Genomic DNA, 17,877 nt, shown 5'->3' with positions numbered 1-17,877 from the left:
CATTTAATATGTGCAACAACATTCTTTCTCGGCTGGGCGACACATGGTTATGCGTTTGACGCGTTTATTGGCTCTATTTTTATGCCTAGGGACGGCCGCAGTCAATGCTGACCAAACGGATTGGGAAATCAAAAAAGTACTGGTTTTACATTCGTATGAGCCTTCATATCAATGGACCAATGACATTCAACGTGGTGTCGAAGAGGGCTTTGAGCAAACCAACAGCGAAGTCAAACTGTCGATCGAATACCTAGATGCCAAGCGCGTGCACTCAGATGGCTATTTTCAAAACATGGCCAACTATCTGCAGCTCAAATATCAAAACTACAAGTTTGACGGCATCATCATCTCGGACGACGCTGCATTAGAATTTTCTAAACGTTACTTACCAAACGACGAGCGCGCTGTGCCTTTGGTGGCCGTTGGCATCAATAACACACAAGCGACGCTAGACTCTTTAAGCACTTCCGGTAGTATCTTGTATGAACAAGATAAAGTTATCGAAAACATCAAGCTCATCATTAAGCTACGTCCTCAGATAAAGAACTTGTATTATCTCGCCGACAGAAGCATGACATCGGAACTGGTTCATGCTCGTGTTGTAGAAGAGATGAAGAAGTTTCCTCAAATCAATTTGATTGAGCTTCGGGATGAACCTTTGGCAGAAGCTGCGGATAGGCTCTCAAAGATCAATCCGAATGATGCCGTACTGCTGACTCATTTCAACACAGAAGCGGAACAAGGCCACTACCATTCATACCAAGAAGTGGCACACGTTATTGGTGCTAAAAGTGTTGCGCCTGTGTTTGTCTTGTGGGAAATGTACTTAGAAGAACCGGGTATCTTAGGTGGATTCTTAAATCGTTCGAAGCAATATGGTCACGAAGCCGCAGAGCTAATGGCTGCCAAGTTGGGTCTATCGATGACCAAAACCGAGAACGAATTGATTTCTGAAGCCGTTTTAGATTTCGTGGCCATTCAGAAATATGGTATCAGTCGCTACGACATTCCTAAATCAGCCCACATTATCAATGCACCTCCTCCTGCAGTTAAAGTTAATATCAAACTGTTGCTCTTTGCTTGTGCGCTGATAGTTCTGCTTTCTTTGGTGATTGTTAGTCAGTTTATGACCATTCGCCAGCGTAAGGTGATCGATCAGAAGAACCGCAAGATAGTGACCTTACAAAAGCGTACCTTGAGCGTTCAAAAGGAGATGATTCACGTTCTTGGCGAGGCGATTGAATTGCGCTCTGGTGAGACAGGACAGCACGTTAAACGTGTTGCTAGATTGTCTGCGACCTTGGCTGAGTTTTGCGGGTTAAGCCATCGGGAAGTTGAGATGATTGAAGTCATCAGCCCAATGCATGACGTTGGTAAGATTTCGGTTCCTGAATCTATCTTGGACAAAAGTGGCAAGTTAGATGAGGCTGAATGGGAAATCATGAAGCGCCATACGGTGAAAGGTTATGAATTGCTGAACAATCGTGAAGGCGAAATCACTAAGTTGGCCGCCATTGTTGCTCATGAACACCATGAGCGTTGGGACGGTACTGGCTATCCGAATGGCCTAAAGGGTGAGGAGATTCATCTCTTTGCACGTATTGTGGCGATTGCCGATGTTTTTGACGCCTTACTGAGTGAACGCTGTTATAAGCGAGCTTGGACGGTGGAAGAAGTTGTGGATCTGTTTACGCGTGAAAAAGGCAAACACTTTGATCCAACGTTGAGCCAATTGTTATTGGATAATTTGGACGACTTTATAGAAGTGCGTTATTTATATCCAGATTACGACGTTTAATCTTTCCTTTTGTACCGAGTGAAGTTTCATATTTCTTAATTTAGGGGCTTCATTCGGTGATCTTGCTTAGAAAATCATTAATTCCTCTTTCTCATTTCTACGAAATGCCAAGTCTGTCGTTTAAACATTTCTAAACTTACCTATCATGTTGATACATATTTAGTACAAATAAATAAGTCAATAAGGCCAAATAAATTGGTCAGCTAAAGTTTTTAAGATATTCAGCGTCGGGGGGAAGGGCGTATGGCTATTAACAATATTAAATGTGTCATCTTTGATTGTGATGGCACGCTAGTAGACAGTGAACGCCTGTGTTGTCAGGCCTTAGTGAACGTCTTTGGCCAATACGGTGCAGAGATGAATTTTAGTGAATGCGTAGAGCACTTCAGAGGCGGTAAGCTTGCCGATATCCTTCGTGACGCTAAAGAGTTGATGAACTTAAATGTTCCGATTGATGTACTAGAGCCGCAATACCGTGACGAGTTACAGAAACTGTTTGTCCGTCATTTAAAACCAATGGACGGTGCGAAACGACTTATCCAGTTTTTAGATTCGCACAATATTGAGTATTGTGTGGCGTCGAATGGACCAAAAGATAAAATCGAATACTCGCTTGAGTTGACGGGATTACTTGATGCGTTTAAAGGCAAAGTGTTCTCTGCGTTTGATGCAAACAGCTGGAAGCCTGAACCAGACTTGATCATGTACAGCGCGATGAATATGGGCTTTTTACCAAGTGATTGCTTATACATTGATGACACACCTAAAGGCGTTGAAGCAGGGCTTAACGCTGGCATAAAAACCGTACAACTATACAACGGCGCATCGATCAACTTGGTCGATGACGAACGTGTTATTCAAATTTCCCATCTAGATGAACTAAAAGAGCAGCTCTTAGGCTGCTCAGTTTAGTGACAAATATTACTCAAACTATGGATGTGTTTAAATTTAGTTTGTAGGTAAGGAGTTTGATGTAAGCACTGGATGGAAGAAAAGTTTTTTGTATGAAACCCGCAAGAGGCACATGTGAATTTTTCACCATCGGATGAAATCAGATATTCATCGCATTGGCAGAGTGGACACTGGAGATCTTCAGTGTCTTTTGTTTTGTTGTAATTATTCATATTGTTCACCAGCAGCAAAATTAAATTGGCAAGATCTAGAATAGCCGAACACCTAACCTTTGAACATTCTTTAGTCGAATTCAGAGAATTATTTCGATTCACTTCAAAGTAAATTAAACAAGCACTCATCGAACACTTGATTTAATTATTTTTTCGCTCGCTTTCCCTCCTCAATCTAATGGTCGCTTCTTGTCCATTGCCGTTAATGGAGCATAAAAAAAGCTCCACATTGGGAGCTTTTTGGGGTGTTCGTGTTTTAGGCTGTTCGGTATCGCTTCAATACTTCGCCAAGGGATTGAGACGCTTTGGTTAAGTTTGCCACACCAGTTGTCGATTGTTCGGCAACTTCACGAATAGTATTGGATTGCGAACGAATGTCAGACAGCTCAGAAGCGATGTCATTCGCGACGGCACTTTGTTCTTCGGCAGACGTTGAAATCTGAATACTCATGTCCATTAATGAACGTGCAGAGTCGGCAATTGCGGTGACGTCACCACCAATCTCATCAATCAACTGGCTGCTTGTTTGTGCTTGTTGAACCGTGCGGTCAGTAATAGACGCAATGTTCTGGCTTTCCGTTTGCAATTTCTCAATCATCGCTTGGATTTCGACGGTTGCTTGTTGCGTGCGGCTAGCAAGGGTACGAACTTCATCTGCGACAACTGCAAAACCACGACCTTGTTCACCAGCGCGCGCAGCTTCAATAGCGGCATTTAGCGCGAGAAGGTTGGTTTGTTCTGATATTGCGTTAATCGTAGTAATCACATCGTTAATCTGTGTCGTGTTTTCGTTCAAACTGCTAACAGATGCGGATGCTTGTTCGATGTAACTCGATAGCGTTTCGATTTCCGAAATGACGCTTTGAACTCGATTGCGGCTATTTTCGATTTGCTGAGCATCTTGATCTGATTGCAAAGTAGCTTGCTGAGAGATACTTGAGACTTCTTTTGCTGAAGCCGTCATCTCTTCCATCGCTGTCGCAACAGAATCTAGCGTCTGGTATTGATGTGCAATTTGCGTTTCACTGAGCTTCATGTCTTGCTCAAACGCAGCGGATGTCTCACTTAACGTGTTGGCATTGTCTTTTACATTGTTGACAAGTTCTGTCAGCGTATCCATTGATTTATCTAGTGCGCAACCAATCGTACCAAACTCATCACGACCCGGATGAAAACCTAGGCGAGAAGTTAAGTCACCTTCACCAATTTTCTGTGTAGTGGTGTATAGCACCCAAAGCGCACCACCAAGGAAAGTCGCAACCCAGTAAGTGAAAAGGGCGAATGGTACCATCCAAAGCAAGCTAAGAAGGAAAGAGGTTAAAGCGTCAGATTTTGCTTGCTCAAATTGGCGTGAAAGGTTTTCTGTCAGTTGGATTGCCTGACCGGAATTCAGCTTCGCATAAACCGTCACGGTGCCGTTGTTGAATTTGGCATCATTAACGTTGCTTACGTTTACCACGCCATTCACACTCGCTACGTTTTGTACTTGAGCTTGAACTATGCCTGAGAGCTTCGCTTCTGCCGCAAGGATAGATTGCTGCTCAAACTGTTGAATATCATTGAAATAACGGCTTCCCGCCACTGAAGTTAAAGTCACTAGGAATAGAAGGAAAATGACCCACATTTTGTCGTTGATAGACATCTTTATAAATAACCTGTCTATCGTTCTAAACTCAACTTCTCTCATTTATAGCTCCATTTGAGATGAAAAGGGGATGAACAAACTTAGAGATATATCGAAACAAAATATGCGATGGTTATCAGCAAAATATGTAACGAGAGGTTGATAGATTTCAAAATATGAGATCTATGATCGCTTATAACGGTACGTCGTCTCCATAAATGACAAAAAACTAAATAAAAACTGACAGTTTGTTAAAGAAAGGATGGGTGCAATTTAATGCAATTGATGAACGAGAGGGTGTTATTAGAGCAAACGTTTACTTATGATTTCTGTCATAGCTTTCTAAAACTTTACTTCTCGCTGTCATGAATGTGTCATATAAAGGCTATAAAAAGGAGTTGCTGTCATCGATGAAGAAAAGAAATGGCAGTAGAGATTGAAGCAAGCAGCTTCAGGAGATGTAAAACAAAGGAGGTCACAATGAGCGACCAATATCAAAACGACGAATGCCTAGAGATGCTAGATGCTCTTGAAATCGGTATTATCCTGTCGGACTACATTGGCTCAGAAGACGAAGCCGAATAAGTACAATTAGTACTCTCATCGCGTCACAACAGACGTTATACTAAGTTCATGTAAGACGAGCCAAAAGGCCACTCACAGCGTCTAATGAACTTTCTAGCCCACCTGCATATTGCAGATCACTGTAATAGCCATTTAATGGGAAACTTGCTTGGAGATTTCGTAAAGGGAGATCCAAGCAAGCAATATCAGACTGATATTTCCAATGGCATCAAACTCCACCGTTTCGTTGATCGCATTACCGACCATCATGCTCTTGTTGAAGAATGTAAACCGCACTTCACAGGTGTTGCTCGACGTTTCGCACCCATTGCACTTGATATGTTTTGGGACCATTGTTTAGCGAAACACTGGCGCACATTCAGCCCGCAATCTTTAGATTCCTTCGTTCGTTATGCGTATTGCGAAGTGAACAAACAAATCTCTGACGACCTTCCTCCGCGATTTTTAATGCTTCACAGCCGAATGTGGAGTGGTGGTTGGCTACAGTCATATCAATACTTAGAAAACATCGAGTTTGCCCTTCATCGGATGTCCCAAAGAAGCCCAAGAATGGCTGACTTAACGACAACGTTCGAAGTTCTGGACAATGAATATGAGCAATTAGAAGTGAAATTTGCTGCGCTATATCAAGATGTGTTGCGTCAATCCGCTGAGTATCATCAACAGTTAATTAATTCATAACGTCTTGACTGCTAAAGGTAGTATGACCAAAGGGGCTCTGGTAAACTCTGCGCTCCAAAAATTATGAGGTTTATCATGTCCGTTAATTTCGCTGATCTTGGCATTGAACAACAGTTGGTTGATACCCTAAGCGGTATGAATATCGTTACCCCGACTCCTGTTCAGGAAAAGTCGATTCCGCATGTGTTGGAAGGTAAAGATCTACTGGCTGCCGCTCAAACCGGTACAGGTAAAACGGCTGCATTTGGTTTGCCGATCATTCAGACGGTTCAGCAAAAGAAACGAAACGGAACACCGCAAGCACTGATTCTCGTACCAACGCGTGAACTTGCCCAGCAAGTCATGGATAACCTGACGCAGTACTCAGAAAACACTGACCTTAAAATTGTTTGTGTTTATGGTGGTACCAGCATTGGTGTACAAAAGAGAAAGCTAGAAGAGGGCGCAGACATTCTGATCGCGACGCCTGGCCGCTTACTTGACCACTTGTTTAACGGCAATGTAAACATCTCTAAAACAGGCGTTCTTGTGCTTGATGAAGCAGACCGCATGTTAGACATGGGCTTCTGGCCAGATCTGCAACGCATTCTTCGTCGTCTACCTCAAGATAAACAGATCATGTTGTTCTCAGCAACATTTGAAAAGCGCATCAAAACCATCGCGTACAAACTGATGGACTCTCCGGTTGAAGTGGAAGTGTCGCCAGCAAACACGACCGCAGAAACCGTTAAACAGATGGTTTATCCAGTTGATAAAAAGCGCAAGCGTGAGCTACTTGCTTACTTAATTGGTTCTCGTAACTGGCAGCAAGTGTTGGTGTTTACTAAAACCAAACAAGGCAGCGATGAGTTGGCCAAAGAGCTTAAGCTGGATGGCATTAAAGCGGTTTCTATCAACGGCGATAAATCACAAGGTGCTCGTCAACGTGCGCTTGATGAATTCAAAGAAGGTAAAGTACGTGCGCTTATCGCGACAGATGTAGCGGCTCGTGGTTTGGACATTCAAGAACTAGAACAAGTAGTGAACTTCGACATGCCGTTCAAAGCCGAAGATTATGTTCACCGCATTGGTCGTACTGGCCGTGCAGGTAAATCTGGTTTGGCCGTTTCTTTGATGAGCCGTGATGAAGAGTATCTATTGCATGCTATAGAAAACCTGCTTGATCAACGTTTGCCGCAAGAATGGTTGGAAGGTTTTGAACCGAGTTTAATCGAAGAGGTTGAACCGGAGCGTAATGGCGGTGGTCGTCGTAAGAGTCGTTCATCAGAAAAACGCAAGATGAAGGCGAAACTGGCGATTCATAAAAACCGTGGTAAGAACCGAAAATAAAAAGATGATGGTATTCATCAGTAACTCTGATTATGCCGTCTTTGCTTCCCGGTAGGCTTCAAGCGTTTGTGGCATTGCCAATAAGTAGCCTTGATACATATCGAAACCGAGCTTTTTCATTAAGTTAAGTTGATGCTCGGTTTCAATTCCTTCTATAACGGTTTTTGAGCGAATATCTTTTGCCAAAGACAACGCTTCCATCAAACAAGAAAAATCACCATTCTCATATCTCAATAACAGCGAACGATCGATTTTAATGATGTTGGGTTTTACACACCTAACGCGTTCTATTGTTGAAGCATCAATGCCGTAATCGTCTATTGCCAATAAATAGCCGTTATCGCTTAGCTCTTTTGTTGCTTTGTATAAGAAGTTTTCGTCGCTCGCATCGAGCTCTACCAATTCCATCACAATCTGTTCACGGCACAAATCCGCTTCAATAATGGACTGCTTTAATAAGTTGCTATAGGAAATGTCTTTTGCGAGCATTTCTGCTGCTTTTGGTAGAACGTTGAGAAAGAGCTTTTTATTGCGAAACTTGGATTGACCAAAGTTACTGATGTGAATGAGACGGCTTAGTCGCTCAACGTTGATTTGATCTTCTGTAGGAATCGTAGTGGATTGAAAGAACTGGTCAGGTCGAATCATTAAGCCATCTTGGTTACTAATACGAACCAAGGCTTCTAGACCGATAATGGAAAGATCTTTTTGATAAATAGGTTGAAACACGCTTCGCAATGTCAGCTGTTTATATTGCGCGATGTACTGACCATCTACTTGTTTTAAAATGCAGCTAAGCAGCTGCGAGATACTCATCATTATTGTTGTAACCTAGACCAAGACACTGTATTGATGCTTAACTGATTGTTGTGCATCTAGTTTTATTTTAGTTTCTTGAATCTAAGCGGGGAGCGTAGGCAAGGCAAGCGAGATAGCTCAACACACTCAGAAATATCGACCCGCCTCAAACAAATCGCTGAATGAACTGATAATCTACCCGTTGCTATTTGATGCTACCACTGTAAAACCGCATACAGCTGAATGTACTTTCTTACCTGTTGTTGTTTATTGGAACGTCGTAAAGGGTGGCCGAATTTGATGTAACAAGGGCTGATCCCAAAACGTGTATCTAATGAATAAGTCAGCTGTGATTTGCTGGTAAACAGGGTAATACCTTGCTCTGTATACTCGTTAATCGGTTCTGGTAATTCTCCCATCCACCAGTGCAACAGCTCACGGCTGGTTTTGCTGCGACTGATCCAATGATCGCTGACTAAAAACAATAGGTCGTTAGGCTGCAGGGCATAACCATATTCACTTTGCCATTCCGTTATCGAAGAGAGCAGGTTCTCTCGGCATGAGTTGCCAGCACTGACTAAATGGTGGCTCAATACCCAAACCGTTCCAATTTCAGATGAGATGCGGTAGTGGTGTGGCAGGTCGGGGGCATCAAGTACTTCAATAGGTTTGATGGTACTGCTATGACCAAAGTGACGAAAAGTGTGCTCCATGCGTCGAGCAAATGCGAGGCCGAGGTGGTGTTCACTCATACCTTGGTTATGTACCGCAGGATAATGCTTCTCACACAGTTTGAGACAATCGTCCTGAAAATCATTGACACTTTGGATGACTAAGTCGAGTAGCAAAGAATATCCCTTAACGGTTAACAAATTGAACGGCGAAAGGTTAGCATAGTCCTTTTAGGATAGACTAATTTAGATAGGCAACTTCTTGATCTAAACATCAAAATTGAGAATAGAGTTCCGCAGGTAAAATATGATCAAACTAGAAAGAGCACAAAAAGAAGCATTGGCGACAGCGATACAAGATTACATGCAAGACGAGTTGGAAGTGGAAATAGGCCAGTTCGACAGTGAGTTTTTGATTGATTTCATCACTGAAAAATTAGCGCCTATCTACTACAACAAGGGCATCGAAGACGCCAAAACCGTGATCGAACGACGCATGTTAGAAATGACGGACGAACTGTATGAGATAGAGCAAGAAGTTCAACTCTAAGTGTCCGATTTTTAAATGGTTTGAAGTTCCTTCTAATTTTTCGAACAAGTTGTTTAAAAAGGTATTATTGGTTTGATGTAAAGGATGGTAAATAATCTGTTGCATACAAGGCAAATAAGTTAATGTTGTGTTTCTTGCTCAACATCAACTTAGGAAGATATCTAGGAACGTGAGATGGAAACACTGGTAAAGAACTACAACGTGCCGGCGAGAGCGATGCATTGGATTTCAGCGCTTTGCATTATCGGCTTGTTTGCTGTGGGTCTGTGGATGGTCGATTTAAGCTACTACAGTGAATGGTACCAAACCGCACCACATTATCACCGCTCTGTGGGCATTTTACTGGCAATACTCACTTTAGGTCGCATCGTGTGGAAACATGTGACGGCGTCACCAAAAGTAGAAGGTAAACCTTACGAGGTAGTTGCAGCAAAAGCCGCACATGGGGTTATGTACCTGTTGCTTATTACTATCTTTGTTTCAGGTTACCTCATCTCAACATCTGATGGTCGCGGTATCGAAGTATTTAACTGGTTTACCGTACCAAGCGCAGGAGAGTTATTCCCTGGTCAATCAGACATTGCAGGTGAAATCCACTTTTATGCAGCTTGGGCTGTGATCCTAATGGCAGGATTGCATGCTGCTGCTGCACTCAAACATCACTTTATCGATAAAGACAACACATTAAGAAAAATGTTAGGAGCTTCAAAATGAAAAAGTCACTTTTCGCTACAGGATTAGCAATCGCTATGGCACTACCGTTTGGTGCTAACGCCGCAGATTATGTTATCGATACTAAAGGTGCCCACGCATCAATCAACTTCAAAGTTAGCCACCTAGGTTACAGTTTCATCAAAGGTCGTTTTAATACATTTTCTGGTGACTTTTCTTTTGATGAAAACAACATCGCTGACTCTAAAGTAAACGTAGTGGTAGATACCACAAGCCTTGATTCAAACCATGCTGAGCGTGACAAGCACATCCGTAGCGGTGACTTCATCGACGCAGGCAAATACAGCGAAGCGACGTTCAAGAGTACAAAAGTTGTAGACAAAGGTGACGGTAAACTAGACGTAACGGGTGACCTTACTCTTCATGGTGTAACGAAACCAATCACAATCGAAGCGGAATTTGTTGGTGCAGGTAACGACCCATGGGGTGGTGAGCGTGCAGGCTTCATCGGTCAAACTCGTCTTGAGCTTGCTGATTTTGAAATTCCTGTAATGGGTTCTTCAAGCTACGTTGATATGGAACTGCACATCGAAGGTGTTAAGAAGTAACTTCTAGTTCTTCACGATTTACTTCGTTCTTTACGACATAAATGAAGAAAGCGCTCTAAATAGAGCGCTTTTTTATTGGTGCCAACTTGTCTTGCTAGTTGCTAGTTGCTAGTTGCTAGTTATTCGTTGTAATAGTCTTATGCAGTTTCTAGTACTTTGTCTTCAACTAGGTTTAGACGTTCGCCGTAAACTGGACGTAGTGCTTTTAGTACCTCGTTACGTGTTACTACACCAACCATCAAACCGTTTTCTAATACAGGAAGTACTTGTGGCTTGCTTACTTTGATGCTCTTAGCACGCTCTTCAAGAGAAAGAGAAGTAAAGCGCGTCGCCATACCCATACTTGTTGTTGGGTAAAGTTGTTCTTTATCGATACATAGGAACTCAACTACATCCACTAAACGGTCACCAGCATCAATCGCTACAACGTCACGGCTCATCAAATCTACTACTTTTTGTTCTTGAGCAGGGATGTAATCTTGGCACCACAACTCAACCATTACGTCGTGCGCTGAGAAGAAACCAACCAAACGATTGTCGATGTCAACAACAGGAGCACTGATTAGATTGTTGTCCAATAGGGTATCTAGTGCAGTTGAAACTGGCATTTCTACGCTCAGAGTAACTGGGCTCGGGTTCATGATTTCTTTTACAATTGATGCGTTTTTCATAGTGCTTTCCTTAACTGACGTTAGTGTTGTAGTGTTTGTAATGGATGAAACTTTTGCTGCTTTTAGTTCTGGTCGACGGTAGATACACCAGTTAGCTAAGCCAACTAACACAGCGCCGCCAACAATGTTGCCCAGAGTCACTGGAATTAAGTTTGCAGTGATAAAGTGGCCAACATTTAGGTCTGCGTATTGAGAAGCCGATACGCCAACCGAAGTCCAGAAAGATTCTGGTGCGAAATTCGCGATTACGATGCCTAGCGGTACCATGAACATGTTTGCTACACAGTGCTCAAAGCCACTGCTGACGAACATTGCCACCGGCATGATGGTCATCGCTGCTTTTGTCATTGCATTTGCAGAACTGAACGTTAGCCAAATAGCAAGACAAACCAATAAGTTACATAGAATGCCCAGTGCAAATGCTTGTACCAATGTGTGGTGTAGCTTGTGCTGTGCAATGTTTAGTGCGTTTAAACCCCATTGACCCGCATCCATCTGGTACAAACCAGCAGCGCTTACCAATGCAAGTAGGAACATCGCACCGATGAAGTTACCTACATAAACCTTGCCCCAAATCGACAACATTTTGCCGAATGAGATTTGTTTGTTTGCCCATGAGATGCTCGAAAGCACTGAGCTGGTAAACAACTCACCACCACAAATGACGATGAGTATCAAACCCATACTGAATGCTAAACCACCTGCAAGACGGCTAAGCCCCCAACCTGCGTCCGCACTACCTGTTGTCACTGTGATGTAAAACAAGAATGCTAAACCGATGAATGCGCCTGCCATAATTGCCAAACCCAGTGTCATGCCGCTGGTTTTGTTTGCTTTGCTAAGGGCAAACTTCTCAGCTTCAGCCATCATTTCTTTTGGTGAGAAATACTGATGATTTTGAGAGCTGGTCACCGCCATATTGACTCCTTAGTTTGTGGTTCCATAGAAACTCCTTGGTTAATGAAATCGAGGCATTTAATGCGCTCGAAAGAGAAGGTGTTATTGTTTTTTGTTGCGGTGTTCCCGAACCGCATATCCAGATTAAGCGGACGAGTGGTACAGGTAAAATTGATAATATTTAGAATTCTCATCAAATTATTTGATAAGTTTTTCAAGGCAGGTAAAATGAACTTCATTGCGTATTAACGCAGTATTTTTGGGGTTGCGAGAGTATGGTGAATACTCGCCAATTAGGGAGGAAACTTTGCGCTACTCACTTAAGCAATTAGCGGTTTTTGACGCAGTTGCAGATACCGGCAGTGTAAGCCAGGCCGCAGATAAACTGGCTCTGACACAATCAGCGACAAGTATGTCGCTCGCTCAGTTAGAAAAAATGCTTGGCAGACCTTTATTTGAAAGGCAAGGCAAGCAAATGGCGTTAACGCATTGGGGGATGTGGTTAAGGCCGAAAGCAAAGCGTTTGTTACAAGACGCACTGCAAATCGAAATGGGATTTTATGAGCAACATTTGCTGAGTGGACACATTCGATTAGGTGCGAGTCAAACGCCGGCAGAACACTTGGTTCCTGACCTTATCAGTATCATTGATAACGACTTTCCAGAGATGCGAATTTCGTTAGGCGTGCAAAGTACGCAAGCAGTCATTGATGGTGTTCTAGATTACAAATACGACCTAGGCGTGATTGAAGGTCGCTGCGATGACAACCGTTTACACCAAGAGATTTGGTGTCGTGACCATCTTACCGTAGTTGCAGCGTCTCACCATCCATTTGCACGGAACTCGTCTGTGAGTCTAGCGCAACTAGAGCAAGCAAAATGGGTATTGCGTGAACACGGCTCTGGAACTCGCAAGATTTTTGATAGCTCAATTCACCATCTTATTGAAGATTTGGATGTATGGCGCGAATATGAACACGTGCCAGTACTGAGAAGTTTAGTGTCGAATGGGCAGTACTTGACTTGTCTGCCATACCTTGATGTAGAGCGTTACATCGAAGCCGGTGATTTGGTTGCATTGAACGTACCTGATTTAAAGATGGATCGAACGTTGTCATTTATCTGGCGTGCCGATATGGCGGAAAACCCGCTGGTTGATTGCATTAAGCGTGAAGGCTTACGCATGATGAAGGGTAAACCTTCAGTGCTTTAAAGCGATATTCGAAACAAAATGATCGTATCTTAGAAAAGGCTCTGCATCTCGCAGGGCCTTTTTTGTCATTTATTGCTCGTTTCGCTCAATTTATTGAGACTTTGTTATTTTCGAAATCTGTTGATTTATCGGTTGCGTCAAATTTAACGTGTAAAAAATGAAACAATATGAACTTTAATGTGATCATAATCACCGAAGTATTCGATCTATATGCCTAGTATTGACTGCCTGATTTCAATGTATGAAGGCAGTTTTCGAACCATAACGGTACGAAACTAGCAAGCGGGTAAGAATACCATGACAACACTTTTAGCAATCTCTATTACCACTGGCATTCTCTCTGGCGTGTGGGGCTGGATCGCGATCTCCCTAGGCCTATTATCTTGGGCTGGCTTTCTTGGTTGTACAAGTTACTTTGCATCCCCGACAAGTGGCTTGAAAGGCTTAGGAATTAGCTTAATCACCAACATGAGTGGTGTATTCTGGGCGATGGTGATCATCTACGGTTCGACTTATGCAGGGCTAGAGATTCTTGGCTATGTAATTACTGCTGTGGTTGCGTTTTTCATGTGTATTCAAGCTAAGCAAGCTTGGTTGGCGTACATCCCTGGTACTTTCATTGGCTCATGCGCGACTTTTGCTGCAGACGGCAATTGGCAACTTGTAGTGCCATCGCTGATTTTAGGTGGTGTGTTTGGTTACCTAATGAAAGCAACAGGACTTTGGTTACATGCGAAATCAGCCGCTACTTCTTCGCTTGCTGAGCAAGTACAGTAGTGAACCCCCGATCTTATTTGTATCCGCTGTGTGTTGAGACTTATCCCGCTCAATACCGTTAATCAAAATTACTGATTCTTGATACAAGCACACCCAGTTGGTGTGCTTTTTTTTGTCTTCGAGTTGTCAGGTATTGCCATTTGCCATGGTTACCACGCGTTTAAGCGTCCAGCGTAGGAGAACAGGAATGCATTCCATACCTCTCTCTTCACAGTTTGCGACTATCGCTAAGGCTAAATCTGGCTTGGCCTGTTTTTTCAAAACACGACTCACGACTTTCTTGGCGGGCATGGGATGATCATGAGGAACTTTGATAATGTCCTTAAAGAATAATTCAAAACCATTGTTGTAAAGGAAGTGCTCAATGTCTCTGTCTGGAAGTTCTGTTAATCGATGACGTTCTTGGTCATTTTCCAGATGTGCGCGAACAGTATGGGCGTATTTTTTACCAGCAGGATCCCCATCTGTCACCACGTGCCAATCAATGCCGAATTCCTTCGCAACTTTGACCAGAGATTTCAATCCCGATTGAGCAAACTCAACAATCTGCACGCCCTCTGCGGCCAAATCATATCCGCATTGACGTGCTAATTCGTTGAATAACCAGACTTCGGTTTCGCCCTCGACTAAAAGCCAACAGCGAGCAAATAAAGCGCCAGCACGATGAAAGCGAATATGGAATCCAATTCGACGCAATTGATCGACACTGAATCGATTTGTATTGAGTGATTTTGCAATGGTACGGTCAGACAAGCGCATTAAACGACGTATAGAGGCGAGAGGAACCGAGCCAAGCAATCGTGCACTATTTGTCGTTAGAATCTTCTGCATCGGAAGAAGTTGCAACAAGCTCCAAGCACGAGAGAGATGGGTAGGGTGCAAACGTCCTTCTGGATCTTCGATGATCAAAATAGGTCGAGCACAACGTCTTAAATCGGTCGGTCCTTTTGCTTGAAGGTAAGCATTAAGCAAGCCCATTAACAATAGACGTGACTGTTTGTTGTTTGTCTCTTTCAAAAACTGCGGTAAGCCTTTGTCTGAAGAAGGGCTGGCGTAAAAAAGTCCATCGCGTGGTTTTCGAGGATTACCTTTCTTCACGCTTCTGAAGGCAAAGTAATGCTCTACTAGGGTTTGCATCGAATCTAAACTACTTCGTACTTCGCCTTTATTTACATGACCTGGCATGGCAAACAAGCGGCGGCATGTATTGTTAATGCGCTTCTCAATGCGGGCGTTTTTATTTTCACCGTTAATGTGGTTGGGCTGAGGGAATCGACGCGAATCGCGTAATCGGATCACTGGGTGTAACGTCATCAACTCAATTGCGAGCTTTTCTGAATGGTGAAGTTGCTTAGGCTCACCGTCACAGTCTAAAAATGCATATTTGGTGGTAATATGGTGCCCATCGCGCGTCGCACTTAAGCGATAGTAAATGACGTTCTCGTTATCAGCATTTACACACCAAGTTGGTTTTATCCGGCGATAGCGCCCCGCGTTAACCTCTTGCTTATCTTGAGCTTTGAAACACAAGACGATTTGAAGGTGTTGCGTCTGTGGATGGGAAATGGCGTAATCGACGTGAAAATCCGTCATTTCAAATTGATAAAGCGAGCCATCAGCTGGCAGTGCGAGGGATAGGGCATCAAGAAGGGAAGACTTACCCCAAGTGTTTTCGCCGATCAGAGTTGTCAGCTCGTCAAAAGAGAGTGAAAGGCGTTTGATGCCTCTAAACCCAGAGATTTCGATGCGTTCTAGTCTCATCTCACTCCTCCTTGCAATTATTTGAATTATCGAGGGTTCTTTTGCTTCTCCTAAGCATATATGAAATTGATCTAGGCAAGTTAAGCTCAGTTCACAAATTTAAGAGCAATCAACCTATGAATACAGACCGTTTAGGCGTACAGTCACTTTCAAATTCGTACGTAAGATGAATCTTGATCACGTTAAAATGAAATGACAATTTCTCTGTTTCATAAAATTCATGATTCTGTCATGATTCAGTTCTAATAATTAAAAGGAATGAAAAGAGAGAAGATGACAATGAATAAAAATAATAAGCCAGTCAGAATCAAACTGGCGCACATCAATGACACTCATTCCTACTTTGAGCCAACGTCATTACAGCTAAAACTCAATATTGATAACGAACGTACACTAGAGCCTTACGTGAGCGCTGGTGGATTTTCACGTATTGCAACGCGCGTAGAGCAGCTTCGCGATGATGCTCAGCGCCAAGGTCAGGGCATGTTGTTTCTTCATGCTGGCGACTGTTTCCAAGGCACGTTGTATTTTTCGTTATTTAAAGGCAAAGCAAACGCCGACTTATTAAACGCGCTAAACATCGATGCGATGGCTTTAGGCAATCATGAGCTGGATATGGGTAATGAGCCCGTTGCTTTGTTTTGTCAGCGTACCAACTTCCCGTTGCTTGCCGGTAACTGGGACCTATCAAATGAATTGCCAACAAAAGATCACCGCATGGGCGATTGCAATAACGTATTGAGCTTCGATACGACAACTCAAAGCGCGCAATATCTGGTGAAAGAGTTTCACGGAGAGAAAGTTGCCATCTTTGGCCTGTCTATCGACAAGATGAGTGACATTGCCAACCCAGATGCCGATACGCCATTCATCTCTGCTATTGAAACGGCAAGACATACTGTTGAACAAATTCATCAGGCGGGCATTAAAAACATCATCCTTTTGAGTCACTTAGGTTATGAAGGGGATTTAGAACTCGCAGCGCAAGTGGATGGCATTGGTATTATTGTGGGAGGCCATAGCCATAGATTACAAGGTAACTTTACGGCAATCGGTTTGGGCGAAGACGACCCTTATGGTGTTAAAGTCAACGATACTTATGTTGTCCAAGCCGGTTATCACGCATTAACCATGGGGCATTGTGTCCTTGAATTTGATGAAAACGGCAAAGCGAACATGTTAAGTGGTCAAAATGAGTTGCTACTCGGAAGACGCATTTTCTGGGATTCGACACTAAATGAGCAACTTGACCAAGGTGTGTTCGAAGAAGCGTGTGACTTTATTCATGGTCAGCCAAACGTGGTCGTTTGTAAAAAGCACCCAGAAACACAAGCGATCTTAAGCGACAAGTACATCCCGAGAGTACGTAAGCTTCAGTCACAAGTGATTGCCAATGTGGCAGAAAAGAAACGTCATGTGCGTGTTCCTGATGAATTTGGTGGAAGCGAACTTGCTCCGGCAGTCGCACACTCGTTCTTGTATGCGCTTAACAAGCGTGGCCATAACGTTCAATTTGCAATTCATAATGCGGGAGGCGTGCGTACTTCTCTCAATCCGGGAAATATTACTGTGGCAGATGTTGCCGGACGATTGTTGCCATTTGCCGTTCCAATCGGTTGTTATGACGTGCAGGGTAAAGTGGTTCGCCTAGCATTAGAAGGCGCAATCAATAATGCGCTGAACAACGGCGTTGAAGGGACCGGTTCTGGCAGCTACCCATATACGCATAACTTGAATTTTGAATACCAACCAGACGCTCCAAAAGGCCAACGTATTAAAAGCTTAGAAATTTTTGATGGTAAGCGTTGGTGTCAGATTGACGATGAGGCATGGTATCGTGGTGCTTCGTCTGCTTATACCATGAAAGGCAAAGAGGGCTATGAGGCGTTGCTGGATATGAAAGGCGAAGGCTTCGTTAGCAACCTCTCCATGGCGGATTGCTTTATTGAATTACTTACGGACGAACCAAACTGTTTGAACCAAGGTCACAAACTTTACTCGCAGAAGAATCAATAACCGTTATTGGTATCCTTTTTGCTCTCTTCCTGATGCACATGCGATTAAGAGGGAAGAGAGTATGTGGAAAAAAGATTGGGCTGACGCAGCGGTTGTCGTTGC

Annotated in this window: 15 protein-coding genes; 10 read left to right on the top strand and 5 right to left on the bottom strand. The window is 43.3% G+C overall.

What is annotated here, in order from left to right; translation table 11 throughout:
- The first annotated feature begins 43 nt into the window (after positions 1-43).
- Both ACLIIY_RS25535 and ACLIIY_RS25530 read left to right on the top strand, forming a co-directional pair.
- Entirely contained in the window at positions 44-1,798 is a 1,755-nt protein-coding gene (locus ACLIIY_RS25535; RefSeq protein WP_434529526.1) for an HD domain-containing phosphohydrolase, read from the top strand.
- 243 nt (positions 1,799-2,041) lie between these two features.
- Positions 2,042-2,710 (top strand): HAD-IA family hydrolase, encoded by a 669-nt coding sequence (locus tag ACLIIY_RS25530; RefSeq protein WP_434528764.1) that lies wholly within the window; start codon positions 2,042-2,044, stop codon positions 2,708-2,710.
- Positions 2,711-3,178: 468 nt separating this feature from the next.
- Here the strand turns inward: ACLIIY_RS25530 and ACLIIY_RS25525 are convergent, their stop codons facing one another.
- The gene (locus ACLIIY_RS25525; protein WP_434528763.1) at positions 3,179-4,609 is read right to left on the bottom strand and encodes a methyl-accepting chemotaxis protein; all 1,431 of its coding nucleotides are present in this window, start codon (positions 4,607-4,609) and stop codon (positions 3,179-3,181) included.
- Positions 4,610-5,215: 606 nt separating this feature from the next.
- Between ACLIIY_RS25525 and ACLIIY_RS25520 the strand changes: the two genes are divergently transcribed.
- Entirely contained in the window at positions 5,216-5,812 is a 597-nt protein-coding gene (locus ACLIIY_RS25520; protein ID WP_434528762.1) for an ACP phosphodiesterase, read from the top strand.
- 75 nt (positions 5,813-5,887) lie between these two features.
- Positions 5,888-7,141 carry a DEAD/DEAH box helicase gene (locus tag ACLIIY_RS25515; protein ID WP_334421879.1) on the top strand — a complete coding sequence of 418 codons (1,254 nt, stop codon included), beginning with the start codon at positions 5,888-5,890 and terminating at the stop codon, positions 7,139-7,141.
- A 30-nt stretch (positions 7,142-7,171) separates the two neighbouring features.
- Here ACLIIY_RS25515 and ACLIIY_RS25510 read toward each other — a convergent pair whose 3' ends face one another.
- On the bottom strand, positions 7,172-7,960 hold the full coding sequence (locus ACLIIY_RS25510; protein ID WP_005441895.1) for an EAL domain-containing protein: 789 nt from the start codon (positions 7,958-7,960) through the stop codon (positions 7,172-7,174).
- A 194-nt stretch (positions 7,961-8,154) separates the two neighbouring features.
- Positions 8,155-8,787: a hypothetical protein gene (locus tag ACLIIY_RS25505; protein ID WP_434528761.1), complete on the bottom strand. Its 633-nt coding sequence runs from the start codon at positions 8,785-8,787 to the stop codon at positions 8,155-8,157.
- 130 nt (positions 8,788-8,917) lie between these two features.
- Here ACLIIY_RS25505 and ACLIIY_RS25500 point away from each other — a divergent pair, with 130 nt between their 5' ends.
- The 3 genes from ACLIIY_RS25500 to ACLIIY_RS25490 all read left to right on the top strand — a co-directional run bounded on the left by ACLIIY_RS25500 (position 8,918) and on the right by ACLIIY_RS25490 (position 10,440).
- A complete protein-coding gene (locus tag ACLIIY_RS25500) occupies positions 8,918-9,160 on the top strand; it encodes a DUF2164 domain-containing protein (protein ID WP_005441892.1) in 243 nt (80 codons plus the stop codon).
- 174 nt (positions 9,161-9,334) lie between these two features.
- Positions 9,335-9,874 carry a cytochrome b gene (locus ACLIIY_RS25495; protein ID WP_005441891.1) on the top strand — a complete coding sequence of 180 codons (540 nt, stop codon included), beginning with the start codon at positions 9,335-9,337 and terminating at the stop codon, positions 9,872-9,874.
- A complete protein-coding gene (locus ACLIIY_RS25490) occupies positions 9,871-10,440 on the top strand; it encodes a YceI family protein (protein WP_009704468.1) in 570 nt (189 codons plus the stop codon). Before ACLIIY_RS25495 ends, ACLIIY_RS25490 begins: the two co-directional genes overlap by 4 nt.
- A gap of 137 nt (positions 10,441-10,577) precedes the next feature.
- Here the strand turns inward: ACLIIY_RS25490 and focA are convergent, their stop codons facing one another.
- Positions 10,578-12,029, bottom strand: coding sequence for a formate transporter FocA (gene focA, locus ACLIIY_RS25485; protein WP_331404855.1), 1,452 nt, complete (start codon positions 12,027-12,029; stop codon positions 10,578-10,580).
- A gap of 286 nt (positions 12,030-12,315) precedes the next feature.
- Between focA and ACLIIY_RS25480 the strand changes: the two genes are divergently transcribed.
- Positions 12,316-13,221, top strand: coding sequence for a LysR substrate-binding domain-containing protein (locus tag ACLIIY_RS25480; protein ID WP_005441888.1), 906 nt, complete (start codon positions 12,316-12,318; stop codon positions 13,219-13,221).
- 297 nt (positions 13,222-13,518) lie between these two features.
- The gene (locus ACLIIY_RS25475) at positions 13,519-13,998 is read left to right on the top strand and encodes a DUF1097 domain-containing protein (RefSeq protein ID WP_005441887.1); all 480 of its coding nucleotides are present in this window, start codon (positions 13,519-13,521) and stop codon (positions 13,996-13,998) included.
- A gap of 126 nt (positions 13,999-14,124) precedes the next feature.
- Here the strand turns inward: ACLIIY_RS25475 and ACLIIY_RS25470 are convergent, their stop codons facing one another.
- Positions 14,125-15,759 carry a DUF2813 domain-containing protein gene (locus tag ACLIIY_RS25470; protein WP_005441885.1) on the bottom strand — a complete coding sequence of 545 codons (1,635 nt, stop codon included), beginning with the start codon at positions 15,757-15,759 and terminating at the stop codon, positions 14,125-14,127.
- Between the two features lie 273 nt (positions 15,760-16,032).
- Between ACLIIY_RS25470 and ACLIIY_RS25465 the strand changes: the two genes are divergently transcribed.
- Positions 16,033-17,775, top strand: a complete 1,743-nt coding sequence (locus ACLIIY_RS25465) for a bifunctional metallophosphatase/5'-nucleotidase (protein WP_434528760.1) — start codon at positions 16,033-16,035, stop codon at positions 17,773-17,775.
- The last annotated feature ends 102 nt before the right edge of the window (positions 17,776-17,877 follow it).

This window comes from Vibrio sp. K4, assembly GCF_051122595.1.
In the GTDB taxonomy this organism is placed as follows: Bacteria; Pseudomonadota; Gammaproteobacteria; order Enterobacterales; family Vibrionaceae; genus Vibrio; species Vibrio owensii.
The sequence above is the reverse complement of the archived record's forward strand: the minus strand, read 5'-3'. Positions and strand labels throughout refer to the sequence as shown.